Origin of the sequence: Nesterenkonia sp. E16_10 (assembly GCF_017347085.1) — a bacterium.
In the GTDB taxonomy this organism is placed as follows: domain Bacteria; phylum Actinomycetota; class Actinomycetes; order Actinomycetales; family Micrococcaceae; genus Nesterenkonia.
In genome coordinates this window covers 246,799-260,249 of sequence record NZ_JADPSA010000029.1, presented here as the reverse complement: position 1 = coordinate 260,249, position 13,451 = coordinate 246,799, and the positions used below count along the sequence as shown (strand labels likewise).

At 67.5% G+C, this 13,451-nt stretch carries 11 protein-coding genes; 5 read left to right on the top strand and 6 right to left on the bottom strand.

Going from position 1 to position 13,451, the window contains the following annotated elements:
* Positions 1-4 precede the first annotated feature (4 nt).
* Positions 5-814 carry a GAF and ANTAR domain-containing protein gene (locus tag I2487_RS09885; RefSeq protein ID WP_207171856.1) on the top strand — a complete coding sequence of 270 codons (810 nt, stop codon included), beginning with the start codon at positions 5-7 and terminating at the stop codon, positions 812-814.
* 1 nt (position 815) lies between these two features.
* Here I2487_RS09885 and I2487_RS09880 read toward each other — a convergent pair whose 3' ends face one another.
* Positions 816-1,541, bottom strand: coding sequence for an IMPACT family protein (locus tag I2487_RS09880; protein ID WP_207171858.1), 726 nt, complete (start codon positions 1,539-1,541; stop codon positions 816-818).
* A gap of 92 nt (positions 1,542-1,633) precedes the next feature.
* Entirely contained in the window at positions 1,634-2,824 is a 1,191-nt protein-coding gene (locus I2487_RS09875) for a sigma-54-dependent transcriptional regulator family protein (RefSeq protein WP_207171860.1), read from the bottom strand.
* Positions 2,825-3,037: 213 nt separating this feature from the next.
* Here I2487_RS09875 and adh point away from each other — a divergent pair, with 213 nt between their 5' ends.
* A complete protein-coding gene (gene adh, locus I2487_RS09870) occupies positions 3,038-4,561 on the top strand; it encodes an aldehyde dehydrogenase (protein WP_207171862.1) in 1,524 nt (507 codons plus the stop codon).
* 37 nt (positions 4,562-4,598) lie between these two features.
* Positions 4,599-4,988, top strand: a complete 390-nt coding sequence (locus I2487_RS09865; protein WP_207171864.1) for a DUF779 domain-containing protein — start codon at positions 4,599-4,601, stop codon at positions 4,986-4,988.
* A gap of 92 nt (positions 4,989-5,080) precedes the next feature.
* Here the strand turns inward: I2487_RS09865 and gdhA are convergent, their stop codons facing one another.
* From gdhA to I2487_RS09845, 4 genes are all read right to left on the bottom strand, one after another.
* A complete protein-coding gene (gene gdhA, locus I2487_RS09860; protein ID WP_207171868.1) occupies positions 5,081-6,439 on the bottom strand; it encodes an NADP-specific glutamate dehydrogenase in 1,359 nt (452 codons plus the stop codon).
* Positions 6,440-6,527: 88 nt separating this feature from the next.
* Positions 6,528-7,397: a sugar ABC transporter permease gene (locus I2487_RS09855; protein WP_207171925.1), complete on the bottom strand. Its 870-nt coding sequence runs from the start codon at positions 7,395-7,397 to the stop codon at positions 6,528-6,530.
* 94 nt (positions 7,398-7,491) lie between these two features.
* Complete coding sequence (locus tag I2487_RS09850) at positions 7,492-9,099, bottom strand: ABC transporter permease subunit (RefSeq protein WP_207171870.1); 1,608 nt, start codon at positions 9,097-9,099, stop codon at positions 7,492-7,494.
* A gap of 3 nt (positions 9,100-9,102) precedes the next feature.
* The gene (locus I2487_RS09845; protein ID WP_207171871.1) at positions 9,103-10,401 is read right to left on the bottom strand and encodes a sugar ABC transporter substrate-binding protein; all 1,299 of its coding nucleotides are present in this window, start codon (positions 10,399-10,401) and stop codon (positions 9,103-9,105) included.
* A gap of 254 nt (positions 10,402-10,655) precedes the next feature.
* Between I2487_RS09845 and I2487_RS09840 the strand changes: the two genes are divergently transcribed.
* Together I2487_RS09840 and I2487_RS09835 are read left to right on the top strand one after the other, a co-directional pair.
* On the top strand, positions 10,656-12,383 hold the full coding sequence (locus I2487_RS09840) for a glycoside hydrolase family 13 protein (protein ID WP_207171873.1): 1,728 nt from the start codon (positions 10,656-10,658) through the stop codon (positions 12,381-12,383).
* Positions 12,383-13,405: a LacI family DNA-binding transcriptional regulator gene (locus I2487_RS09835; RefSeq protein ID WP_207171874.1), complete on the top strand. Its 1,023-nt coding sequence runs from the start codon at positions 12,383-12,385 to the stop codon at positions 13,403-13,405. Before I2487_RS09840 ends, I2487_RS09835 begins: the two co-directional genes overlap by 1 nt.
* Positions 13,406-13,451: the final 46 nt, after the last annotated feature.

The window sequence follows — 13,451 nt, the reverse complement described above, 5'->3', positions numbered from 1 at the left end:
CACCATGAGCACAGAGTCAAAGCTGAGCGATCACATTCTGGAGACCGACACCCAGACCGTGGACGACGCGGTCCTGGATGCCATCGACACCGAGGCCGCGGGCCTCGACGCCTCAGCGGACCTGCAGGTTCTGCTCGAACAGGACACCGACATCTCCAGCTTCCTGCAGGGTCTGGCCCAGGTCTCCTCCGAGCGGTTCAGCGGAACCCAGCCGGTGCTGTGCAGCATCATCCTCGACCGGACTAAGCGCAACGTCGTGGTCGCCGCCAGCAGTCCGGAGGCGGCACGGCTGGACGAGGTCCAGGCAGGCTTCGATGAGGGACCCTGCCTGGAGGCCCAGCGCACCAACACCGTGATCAGCGTGTCCGACGTGCGCTCCGAGCGACGCTGGCCCGGGTATATGGCCGCGGTGCGGGAGTTCGGCATGCGCAGCGTGCTTGCGCTGCCGCTGACTCTGCAGTCGGAATCCGCCGCCGCGATGAACCTCTACACCAGCACGCCGGAGGCGTTCGGCCCCGCCGAGATCGAGGCGGCCCGACGTTACGCGGAGCTCGCCTCCAAGGTGGGTGTGATCGCGCTGCGGCTGGCGGCCTACTCCGAGAACGTCGAGCACCTGCGCGCCGCGATGGAATCACGCACCGCGATCGACATCGCCATCGGCGTGGTCATGGCGCAGAACCGCTGCACTCAGGAGGAGGCCTTCGCGATTCTGCGCAAGGCCTCGAGCCACCGCAACATCAAGCTGCGCACGCTCGCCGAAGAGCTGGTGGCCACGGTGGGACGCCAGTCGGCCTCGACGGTCTTCGACACCTGAGTCACCGGTCCACCCAGCTCTGGCCCGCCGGCCTCGGAATCGCCGTTCCGGCACTGAGCGCAGCGACCCTGCGATGCAGCTCCTGGGTCTGCGCCTCGGTGTCTGGCACCGAGAGCCGGATCTGGGCCAGTGCACCGTCGGTGCTGTACTGGGTCGCGGTCACCACCACCCCGGCGGCGCGGAGCTCGTTCTCCCAGCGGCCTGCCTCAACGATGGGTGCCTGAACGTCGAAGACCCGCATGGAGGTCCGGCTCCGGAGCTGACCCTGTTCCCGGGCGAGGTTCAGCGCGCCGGTCACCGCATCTGAATAGGCGCTCACCAATCCGCCGGGACCGAGCAGCGTTCCACCGAACCAGCGCAGCACCACGGCCACGACATCACTGAGGTCGGCTTCTCCGCCGGGCATCTCGGTCTTCTGCAGCGCAGCCAGGATCGGTGCGCCTGCGGTGCCGGAGGGCTCGCCGTCGTCGTGGGACCGCTGGATCCGCCGGTCCGGGCCGATGACCCAGGCGCTGCAGTGGTGCCGCGCGTCGGGGTGGGCCCGGCGCAGCTGCTCGACCCAGGACTGTGCCTCGGCGTCGTGCTCGACCCGGCGGATCAGGGCCCGGAACCTCGAGCGTCGACGCTCGATCTCGTGGGAGATCTCCGCGGCGGAGCTCATCACGGTGTAGGGCCGAGCGGGCTGCGGGAGATCTGCCCCGGTGGGATCGGCGGAGAATGCGGACATGACTGAGCAGTCTACGATGCCGCCCGCCGGCTCGTGGGTCGCTCGCTCGCTCACCGGCTCACCAGCAGGGGTGGCCGGAGCGGGGGTGAAGCCTAAGGCGTGCTGCGCGCCACCAGGACCGCCCGGCGCGGCGAGTAGGCCGGCATCACGCGCAGCGCGGTCCGCACGGCGTCCTGGTCATCGGCGGCCTCGGTGAGCTGCAGATAACGCCACAGCTCCTCGGCGGAGCCGTCGGAGAGGACCGCCTCACGCAGCAGCGCCGAGAGTTCCCGGCGCACCCTCAAGACTCCCGGCGCCTCGCTGCCGGGCAGCAGCTCACCCCGATAGAGGTCCAGCGCACCCTGCCGGTCACCCGCGGTGAGAGCAGCGTGGGCGTCTCGGGCGTCCACTCGCAGCGGGGCGCTGAGCCGGTAGGGGCGCGAGAGCAGGTCGATGCTGGGGGAGTGGTGCTCTGCCAGCAGGCGGCGCAGCCGGACCAGCTCGGCGCGGACCGTCACCTCATGGTCAGCTTCGCCATAGAGCAGCACGGCCAGTTCCTCAGCGGTGAGCCCGCGCTCCGATCCGGGGTCCGAGTGCCACCCCAGCAGGAACAGGATCTCCGCGTGCCGCAGACCGAGCGGCTGGTGCGCATCCAAGGTGCCCAGCACGGCCGGACCGGCCCCGAGCGTGGTCAGCGTGGCCTGCGCCGGCACGGCGGGAACCAGCCTGAGCTCCGCCTCCGCGGCGGATACCGCGGCGCGTAGCAGCGGCAGCGAATGGACTGCCACGGCCTGAGCATCTCCGGTCAGGTCCACCACGCCCAGCAGCGTTCCGGTGGCAGGGTCGCGCACCGGCACCGCCGAACAGGAGAAACGGTGTGCGGTGTAGGAGAAATGCTGCTCCCGGTGCACCTGTGCGCCGCGTCCGGTGGCCAGGGCGAGGCCCGGGGCCGAGGTGCCGATGGCCCGCTCGGACCAGTTCGCCCCCGGCTGGAAGGCAGAGCGCTCCGCCTGGCGCAGCGTCTCACGCGCTCCCTCGACCCAGAGCAGCCGCCCGGCGGCGTCACCGATCGCCACGATGAGTCCCGCCTCGGCGGCGGGTTCGATCAGCAGGCGCTGCAGCACCGGCAGCACCAGCCGCAGCGGGTGGTTCCTCCGGTACTCCCGCAGCTGGAGCTCGTCGAGCTCGATGGGCGGCAGCGCGCTCATCGGGTCTCGCACATCTCCGGCGGAACGCAGCCAGGACTCCCGCAGCGCGTGGGGCAGTGCGGCCCAGGTCTTCGGCTCGGTGGAGAAAGCCTCCATGACACTCCTTCGACGCTTTGAGGTGCCCGGGAGCTGCGTGCTGCTGCAGCGCACCACAACTGCGTGTGTGCTTGCTCACAGTCTAGCCATGCAACGGTGCTGCAACCTGAAGAGATCTAGGATTCTTTTATGTGAGGCACATCACAGCACCGAGCGTGGACTCTCGCAATTCGGGAGCATCGTCCGGCGCAAGGCCAAGAGAAGGAGCCCAATATGACCATCTACGCCCAGCCCGGTACCGACGGCGCACTGGTGAGCTACAAGTCCCGCTACGAGAACTACATCGGCGGGGAGTGGGTCGCGCCGGTAGACGGCGAGTACTTCGAGAATCCCTCGCCGGTCACCGGCAAGAGCTTCACCGAGATCCCTCGCTCCAAGGCCGCTGACATCGAACTGGCGCTCGACGCCGCCCACCGCGCCGCGCCGGCCTGGGGCAAGACCTCGGTGGCCGAGCGCGCCGTGGTGCTGAACAAGATCGCGGACCGGATCGAGGAGAACCTCGAGATGCTGGCCGTGGCCGAGACCTGGGAGAACGGCAAGCCGGTCCGGGAGACCCTCGCCGCGGATCTGCCCCTGGCGGTGGATCACTTCCGCTACTTCGCCGGAGCCATCCGGGCCCAGGAGGGCGGAATCAGCGAGATCGACGGTGACACGGTGGCCTACCACTTCAACGAGCCGCTCGGCGTGGTCGGACAGATCATTCCGTGGAACTTCCCGATTCTGATGGCGGTGTGGAAGCTCGCGCCGGCGCTCTCGGCAGGCAACGCCGTGGTGCTCAAGCCCGCAGAACAGACCCCTGCCTCGATCCTGATGCTCATGGAGGTCATCGGGGACCTGCTGCCGGCCGGGGTGCTCAACGTGGTCAACGGCTTCGGTGCTGAGGCCGGCGCCCCGCTGGCCTCCAGTCCGCGGATCCGCAAGATCGCCTTCACCGGGGAGACCACCACCGGGCGACTGATCATGCAGTACGCCTCGCAGAACCTCATTCCGATGACCCTGGAGCTCGGCGGCAAGAGCCCGAACCTCTTCTTCGAAGACGTTGCCCGGGCCGACGACGCCTTCTATGACAAGGCGCTCGAGGGCTTCACGATGTTCGCGCTGAATCAGGGCGAGGTCTGCACCTGTCCCTCGCGTGCTCTGATCCAGTCCAGCATCTACGAGGAGTTCCTCGAGAAGGCCGTGGCGCGGACCAAGCTGGTCAAGCAGGGCAACCCGCTGGACACCGATACTCAGGTCGGGGCCCAGGCCAGCAACGATCAGCTGGAGAAGATCCTGAGCTACATCGACATCGGCAAGCAGGAGGGCGCCGAGGTGCTCACCGGTGGTAGCCGGGTGGACCTCGGTGGAGATCTCGCGGAGGGCTACTACGTGGAGCCCACCATCTTCAAGGGCCAGAACTCGATGCGAATCTTCCAGGAGGAGATCTTCGGTCCGGTCGTCTCGGTCACCGAGTTCAAGGACTACGCCGAGGGCATCGAGATCGCCAACGACACGCTCTACGGTCTGGGCGCCGGAGTCTGGTCCCGCGAGGCGAACATCGCGTATCGCGCCGGTCGGGACATCCAGGCCGGACGGGTCTGGACCAACTGCTACCACCAGTACCCGGCACATGCCGCGTTCGGCGGCTACAAGAATTCCGGCATCGGCCGGGAGAACCACCTGATGATGCTCTCGCACTACCAGCAGACCAAGAACATGCTGGTCAGCTACAGCGAGGACAAGCTCGGGTTCTTCTAGGCTGGATGCCTCGGGCGGAGAGGAGCATGATCAAGGTATGAGCATTTCACGGATCGCGGTCTCCGATGCGGCCGCAGCGTTTCTGGTCCAGCTGCGAGAGAGTCACGGGCAGCCGCTGATGTTTCACCAGTCGGGAGGCTGCTGCGACGGATCGGCGCCGATGTGCTTCACGCAGGGAACCTTCATCACCGGGCCCTCCGACGTGCTGCTGGGTCAGCTGGAGCCCGGGACCCCGGAGCCGGTGCCGGTCTGGATCTCCCAGGTGCAGTTCCAGTACTGGTCCCATACCCACATCACCATAGATGTGGCGCCGGGCCGCGGAGCCGGTTTCAGCATCGAGGGTCCGACCGGTCAGCGGTTCATCATCCGCTCCCGGCTGTTCACCGACGCAGAGACCGAGGCGCTCGCGCCGGTGACCACCGGCTGAACCTCGCTCGGGGCCTCGGGCTCGATCGGTGACCACCTGCCGCACCGGCGGTGGTCACCGATCGGACCCGAGCTTTCCCGTTCCGGGCTGACTCAGATGACGCCCTGGGCGATCATCGCGTCCGCGACCTGGGTGAACCCTGCGATGTTCGCGCCGGCGACATAGTCCCCGGGGACCCCGTACTCCTCGGCGGTGCCGGCGCAGCGGGCGTGGATGTTCTCCATGATCTCGGCAAGCCGGGCCTCGGTGTATTCGAAGCTCCAGGAGTCGCGGATCGAGTTCTGCTGCATCTCCAGAGCCGAGGTCGCCACACCCCCGGCGTTGGCTGCCTTGCCGGGTCCGAAGAGCGCCCCCGCGTCGCGGAGCCGATCGATGGCTGCCGGAGTGGTGGGCATGTTCGCGCCCTCGACCACCGCCTTGACCCCGGCCTTGAGCAGGATCCGTGCGTCGTCGTCGTCGAGCTCGTTCTGGGTGGCGCAGGGCAGGGCGACGTCGATGTCGTGCTTCTCCGCCACCGCCCAGACCGGTCGGGCCTCGATGAACTCGGCGGAGCCGCGCTGCTCGGCGTACTCGCTGATCCGTCCGCGCTGGACCTGCTTGATCTCGCGCATCAGTTCCAGGTCGATGCCTTCAGGGTCATGCACGGCGCCGGAGGAGTCGGAGGCGCCGACGACGAGGCCGCCCAGCGCGTGGATCTTCTCGATCGCGTAGAACGCGACGTTGCCGGAGCCCGAGACCAGCACCCTGGATCCGTCCAGGGTGCGGCCGGTGGCGCCGAGCATGTGCTCGGTGAAGAATGCCGCCCCATAGCCGGTGGCCTCGGTGCGCACCAGGGATCCGCCCCAGGAGGTTCCCTTCCCGGTGATGACCCCGGCCTCATAGCGGTTCGCGATGCGCTTGTACTGGCCGAAGAGATAGCCGATCTCCCGGCGCCCCACGCCGATGTCTCCGGCCGGCACGTCCACCGAGGACCCGATATGCCGGTAGGCCTCGGTCATGAAGGACTGGCAGAACCGCATGACCTCGCCGTCGCTGCGGCCCTTGGGGTCGAAGTCGCTGCCGCCCTTGCCGCCGCCGATGGGCAGCCCGGTGAGCGCGTTCTTGAAGATCTGTTCGAATCCCAGGAACTTCACGGTGCCGAGCATGACCGTGGGATCAAAGCGCAGTCCGCCCTTATAGGGGCCCAGTGCCGAGTTGAACTGGACCCGGAAGCCGCGATTGATATGCACCCGACCGGTGTCATCGGTCCACGGGATCCGGAAGATGATCTGCCGCTCGGGCTCACAGATCCGTTCCAGGATCGATTCCTCCACGTATTCCGGGAACTTCGTGAGCACCCGGTCCAGCGAGTCGAAGACCTCCTTGACGGCCTGGTGAAACTCATGCTCCCCAGGATTTCGCGCGATGACCTGGTCATACACCGTGGCGATGCGCTGGCTGCTAGGGCTCATGGTCGACTCCTCGAATACTCACGCGTCCGGTCCGGACGGCGCAGCCCAGCCTAGTGGACGGCGATGTGCGACCCCGCAGCCAAGGGCCTCACTTCACGCTGCCGGCGACCAGACCCGAGACGATGTAGCGCTGCAGCCCCAGGAACAGGGCCACCGGGATGATCGCGGCGAGGACTGCGCCGGCGGCGAAGATCGACCAGTTCTGTGAGGTCTCCTGGGAGATGAACTGGTAGAGCCCGACGGCCAGCGTCTGCTTCTCCGGATCCCGCAGCAGCACCGAGGCGATGACGAACTCGCTCAGCGTCGCCACCAGGGACAGCAGCGCGACCACGGCGAGGATCGGGGAGACCAGCGGCAGGATGATGGTGAAGAAGATTCGGGCGTGGCCGGCCCCGTCGATCCTGGCCGCCTCATCGATGGAGACCGGGATGGTGTTGAAGAACCCGTACATCAGGTAGGTGTTCACGCCGAGGGCACCCCCGAGGTAGACCATGATGAGGCCGATCTGGCTGTTGAGTCCGATCGCCGGGAAGATCTCCCCGATCGAGAGCATCAGCAGGAAGATCGCCACCATGGCGAGCAGCTGCGGGAACATCTGCACCAGCAGGATGGTGATCAGACCGAACCGGCGTCCGGTGAACCGCATCCGGGAGAACGCATAGGCGGCCAGCGCGCCCAGCATCACGCTGCCGGCGGAGGCGCTGAACCCGATGAACAAGGTGTTGACGTACCAGGCGGCGAAGGGCTGTCGCGGCAGGTTGAACAGGTCCACGTAGCTGCTCAGGCTCAGATTCCCGAACAGCGTGTTGGCCGTGATCAGCGTCCCACCGGGGTTCAGCGAGGCGGAGAACACGTAGACCAGCGGGAAGGCGGCGAAGATGACCACGGCGATGCCGACCAGGTGACGCCAGCCGGTCTGGGAGAACCAGCGGCGGAAGGGCCGACGACGGGTGGGCATGCGAGCGGAGTCCGAGCGGGGCTCGGCCGCGCCTGGGTGGGGTGTGCGGTGCGTGGCGGTGCGGTGCACGGCGGGGCGCAGGGACTGGGCCATCTCAGTTCAACTCCTCTAGAGCTCGAGTGCGCCGGAAGGCGATCACCGAGATGGTGCCGACGATGAAGAAGATCAGGATCGAGAACGCGCTGGCCAGGCCGTAGTCGCTCTGGGATCCCACGAACGCCACCTTGTAGACCATGGAGATCAGGATGTCGGTGGACCCCACATTGATCCCGGCCTCGATGTCTCGCGGTCCGCCTCCGGTGAGCATGTACACCAGGTTGAAGTTGTTGAAGTTGAAGGCGAAGGAGGAGATCAGCAGCGGAGCGATCGAGACCAGCAGCAGCGGGAACTTGATCTGTCGGAAGGCCTGGAACGGTCTGGCCCCGTCCATCTGAGCGGCCTCGGTGAGCTCCTCGGGGATCGACTGTAGCGCTCCGGTGCAGACCAGGAACATGTAGGGGAAGCCCAGCCAGAGATTCACGATCAGGATGCTCAGCTTCGCCAGCCAGGGGTCGCTGAGCCAGGGGATCGAGGCCCCGCCGAAGAGCACGTTGTTGATGAACCCGAACTCCTGGTTCATCATCCCGGCCCAGACCAGCGCGGAGAGGAACCCCGGGAAGGCGTAGGGAAGGATCATGACCAGCCGGTAGTACTTGCGGGACTTCATCCGAGCATCGTTGAAGACCACGGCCAGGAACAGACCCAGGATGAAGGTGGTCGCCACCGAGAGGAACGCGAACCCGAAGGTCCAGGCCGTGACGTAGAGCAGCGGGCCGCGGATGGATTCCTCGGTGATGGCGCGCACGAAGTTCTCCAGCCCCACGTTGACCCGCCAGCCGGGCATCACCTCCTCGCCCTCGGCGGTGACGAAGGCGCCCTCGCCGCCGTCGGTGTAGATCTCCCCGCTCGCGGAGTTGGTCAAGGTGTCGGCGGACTCGTCGTAGACGAAGCGCGAGGTGTAGACGTAGGCCCGCTGCCCGTCCTGGGTGCGCAGGGCTCCGGCATTGGGGTCCTCCGAGAGCGGCACCGCCAGGGTGGTCAGCTCTTGCTGACGCTCCACCAGTTCCGCGAAGCTCAGCACCTCATGATCGGGCACCTCGGTGACGCGACCGTCCTCCACGACCGCACCCGGCGCAGCCTCCAGAGGTTCCTCGGCGGATCCGAGAAGCACCTCGCCGGCCTCCGTGGTGACCGCGAATCCCAGCTCCCCGGAGCGTTCGATCACGGTGAGCTGGTACGTCGGTGAATCCGGCACCCGGTCCTGGGTCTGGAGCATGATCGCGTGGATCGCGTGATCCTTGGTGCTGTTGTGCCCGGTCCCGTAGTTGGTGAACGCCACGTAGCCGGAGTAGAAGATGACGAAGACCTGGAAGATCAGCAGGAACACCACTCCCGGGGCCAGATACTTCGCCGGCAGTGCTCCGCGCTGAAAGTAGATCCAGGTCAGGAGGGCGCCGCTGACCACCACCAGAGTGCCGATGAGCCACTGTTCGTTGAAGAAGAGCACCATGGCGGCATATACGCAGACGGCGTTGAGCAGCCCCAGCACGGTGATCTTCAGCAGCAGCAGCTTCCACCCGATGCCGGCGGTCTCGGCGGTGCGCCGGGCGCGACGTCGGTCGGCGGTGCGGTCTTCGGTTCTGGTGGTGGTCAGTGGGCGCATGGATCAGTCGATCGCCGAGGAGATGTCCTGGGACATCTTCTGCCAGAGTTCCGCCGGATCGCCGTCGCCCTTGATGATGGCGGCCTGGCTGGAACCCCAGTCGTCCCAGACCGCGCCCATCTCCGGGATGGCGGGCATCGGCACGGCCTCTGCCCCGACCTCGCCGAACCCGGCGACGATCTCGTCCTCGCTCAGGGCCTGCTCGAAGGACTCGGTCAGCGCAGGGGCGCGTCCACCGGTCTCATAGAGCGCGGTCTGGACCTCAGCGGTGCCGACGTAGTTGATCAGGAAGTTGCTGGCGGCCAGGACGTTCTCGCTCTGCGAGGAGAGGAAGAACCCCTGGACTCCGGCGAAGGGCTGCGCGTCCTGATCTCCTGCGGCCGGGATCGGATCCACGGCGACGTCGATCCCCGCGTCCTGGGCACCGGTCACGTTCCACGGGCCGGTGAGGAAGAACGGCGAATTGCCGTCGTTGAAGCTCTCCAGGGCCAGGTCACCGTCGATGTTGAGGTTCAGCACGCCGGCCTCGCCCTGTTCCGCCAGCCAGCCGGCGAACTCTTCCCCGCCGGCCTCGGCCATGGCCAGCTGCGAGGGGTCGTAGCTGCCGTCCTCGGCGGTGCCGAAGACTGGGGCGCCGAAGGAGGTCTGGAACGGGTAGAGGTGGTAGGGGTCGCTCTCGTTGGGGTCCAGGCCGACCAGGAACGGATACTCGGTCCCGGCCTCCTCGCCCATCTGGATCATCTCCTCGAAGTCCGCAGGAGCCTCGGGGGCCAGCTCGGTGTTGCGCAGCAGCGCGATGTTCTCGATCGAGTAGGGCAGCCCGTAGGTCTGGCCCTCATAGGTCCAGGCGTCCACCGCGATCTCCTCGAACTCCGCCGCAGCGTCCCCGAGCTCGACCGGGGCGACCACGCCGTTGTTCACCAGGACCCCCAGCCAGTCATGAGCACCGACGGCGATGTCCGGGCCCTCGCCCGTGGGGACCTGAGAGACGAACTGGTCGCGGATCTCCTCGAAGTCCTGCTGGACGATCTCCACCGTGATGCCGGTGTCGGACTCGAAGTCCTCCGCCACATCGGTGAGCACCTCGGCCCGGTTGGCGTCGGCCCAGATGGTCAGACTGCCGGAGGCGGCATCTTCGCCGCCTTCGGACTCTGTGGTCTCTGACTCTGTGGTCTCCGAACCGGCAGGTTCGGCGGCGCCTGCGTCGCCGGAACCGTCTCCCGAGCCGCAGGAGGTCAGCGCCAGTGCTCCCAGTCCCAGGAGCGCGGTCATCGTCGTGAGTCTTCCGGTGTTCACCGTCATCGGTGTCCCTCTCTGTGAAGAAGCGGAGGCGATCGCCCCGCCATCCTGAGTGCAAGCGCTTCCAGTATGGAGACAGAATGTGATCCACGCAACTCTTGGAGTCTGGCAGTGTCGCGGGTGACCGTGTGCCCGCTGACCAGTATTAATGCCTTCCGGTAGGGCGTTATTCAACGGATCGCTGCTCGCGTGGTGCGGTGCAAGCGGTTGTGCCGGTGGGCGCTTTACGTGGAAGCGCTTGCATATATGCTGGTGACATGACCGCTCAACAGGACCTGCGCAGTTCCACCGACACCTCCGACGTCGTCCCTCGCGAAGCCGGCACGCCCCCGAGGCCGGGGATGCCGGCCCAGTGGTGGCGCAGCGCGGTGATCTACCAGATCTACCCCCGCTCCTTCCAGGACTCCACCGGCGACGGCGTCGGAGACCTGCCGGGGATCACGGCCCGGCTCGAGGCGCTCCAGGAGCTCGGCGTGGACGCGATCTGGTTGAGCCCCTTCATGACCTCACCGCAGAAGGACGCCGGCTATGACGTGGCGGACTACTGCGATGTGGACCCGCTCTTCGGCACGCTGGCCGACTTCGACACCCTCCTGCAGCGGGCCCACGAGTTCGGCATCCGGGTCATCGTGGACCTGGTGCCCAATCACTCCTCGGACCAGCACGCGTGGTTCCAGCAGGCCTTGGCCGCCGCACCGGGCAGCCCCGAGCGCGCCCGGTACATCTTCCGCGAGGGCCGCGGGGAGCAGGGAGAACAGCCGCCGAACAACTGGCAGTCGATCTTCGGCGGCCCCGCCTGGACCCGCATCACCGAGCCCGACGGCACCCCGGGTCAGTGGTACCTGCACCTCTTCGACTCGAGCCAGCCGGACTTCGACTGGTCAAAGGAGGAGGTCAAGGAGGAGTTCCGGCGCATCCTGCGCTTCTGGCTCGACCGCGGGGTCGACGGCTTCCGCGTCGATGTTGCCCACGGTCTGGTCAAAGACCAGGACTTCCCGGACTACACCCCGGATGTCGACGCCGCCTCGATGGGCGGGGAGGAGACTCCGGCGCCCTACTTCGAACAGACCGCCGTCCACGAGATCTACCGCGACTGGCGGCTCGTCCTGGAAGAGTACGCGGGGGATCGGGCGCTGTGTGGTGAGGCCTGGGTGTCCTCCGTGGCGAAGGCGGCGCTCTGGGTGCGCCCGGACGAGATGCACCAGACCTTCAACTTCCAGTACCTGGAGGCCCCCTGGGAGGCGGAAGCGCTGCGCGGAGTCATCGACGATTCCCTGCATGCCTTCAACGCCGTGGGCGCTCCGAGCACCTGGGTCCTGTCCAACCACGACGTGGTGCGGCACGCCACCAGGCTCTCGCTCACCGGGGAGAACCCGCAGGGGACCGGGATCGGCCCCGCGCATCCGGGTCTGCCCGACCGCGAGACCGGCCTGGCACGTGCCCGCGCCGCGACCGCCCTGATGTTGGCGCTGCCGGGCTCCGCGTATATCTACCAGGGCGAGGAGCTTGGTCTGGACGAGGTCCACGACCTGCCCGATACGGCCCGTCAGGACCCCACCTGGTTCCGCACCGCTGGCGAGCGATTCGGTCGCGACGGATGTCGGGTGCCGCTTCCCTGGGCGGGGGAGTCCGAGAACTTCGGCTTCAGCTCAGGCGCGACACCATGGCTGCCGCAGCCCGAACGCTGGAAGGACCTCTCCCGGGATGTGCAGCGCGGCGATCCCGACTCCACACTGAGCCTCTACCGGCAGATGCTTGCTCTGCGCGCCGAACACGACCTGGGCCTCGGAGAGCTGCGCTGGCTCCCGGGAGCCGAGGAGGCTGTGCTGATGTTCAGCAACCAGGACCTGACCGTTCTCGCCAACACCGGCACGAAGCCGGCGGCGCTGCCCGCGGGGCACCAGGTGCTCCTCGCCACCGCGCCGCTGGAAGGCTCCCAGGTGCCCGCTGACTGCACCGTGTGGCTGCGGAGGCAGGCGGGCTGATGACCAGCCTCGATGATGTCGCCAAGGCCGCAGGGGTGTCCGCCGCCACGGTCTCCCGCGCCCTGAGCGGCCGAGGCAACGTCTCGAAGGCCACGCGGGCGAAGATCCTGGAGGTCGCCGCGGAGCTCGATTACGTGGCCTCCTCCGCGGCCTCCAGCCTGGCGTCCGGTCGGATGCGCAACCTCGGGGTGATCATGCCTGAGCTGCACCGATGGTTCTTCAACACCGTGCTCACCGGGATCTCAGCCGAAGCGACCCGCGCCGGGTATGACGTGACGCTTTACAACGTCACCGCGGACCCGGAGGTCCGGCAGGAGATCTTCACCGCCTTCCTTCGACGACGCCGGGTCGACGCCGTCATCGTCGTGGCGCTGGAGCTCAGCGACTGGGAGGAGCTGGAGCTGGCGCGGCTCGGCATCCCGGTGGTCATCATCGGCGGCAGCTCCGGCACCCTGCCGGGGGTCTCCATGGATGATGCAGCCGTCACCGAGCTCGCCACCGCGCACCTGCTCGAGCTCGGCCACGAGGTAGTGGGCTTCATCGGAGGCGCCGAACAGTTCGACGCCGACTATAAGGTGCCGAGTCAGCGACGAGCCGGCTTCGACCGAGCGCTGCGCGACCGCCACATCGCCTCCGAGCCGGCCCTGATCGGGGAGGCAGACTTCACCATCCCTGGAGGCTTCCATGCGGCGCGACAGCTGCTGGGCACCCCGGGAACCGGGATGACCGGACTGGTCGCAGCCTCGGACGAGATGGCGATCGGCGCGATCCTCGCCGCGCGGGAGCTCGGGATCAGGGTCCCGGAGGACCTCTCGGTGGTCGGGGTCGATGGTCACGAGCTCGGTGCCCTCTTCGAGCTCACCACGGTCGACCAGCACGCCCAGAACCAGGGGGCGACGGCGGCGAAGCTCATCCTCGCCACCGTGGAGTCCGATGGAACGCACCCGAAGAGCCTGCAGCGCAGCTTCGACCTGCTGGTCCGGCGCAGCACCGCCCGGGTTCCCCGGGAGTCATCCGCCTGAACGCCTCGCGCCTGCTGGCACTCCCGGCCCTGCGGGTCAGTCCAGC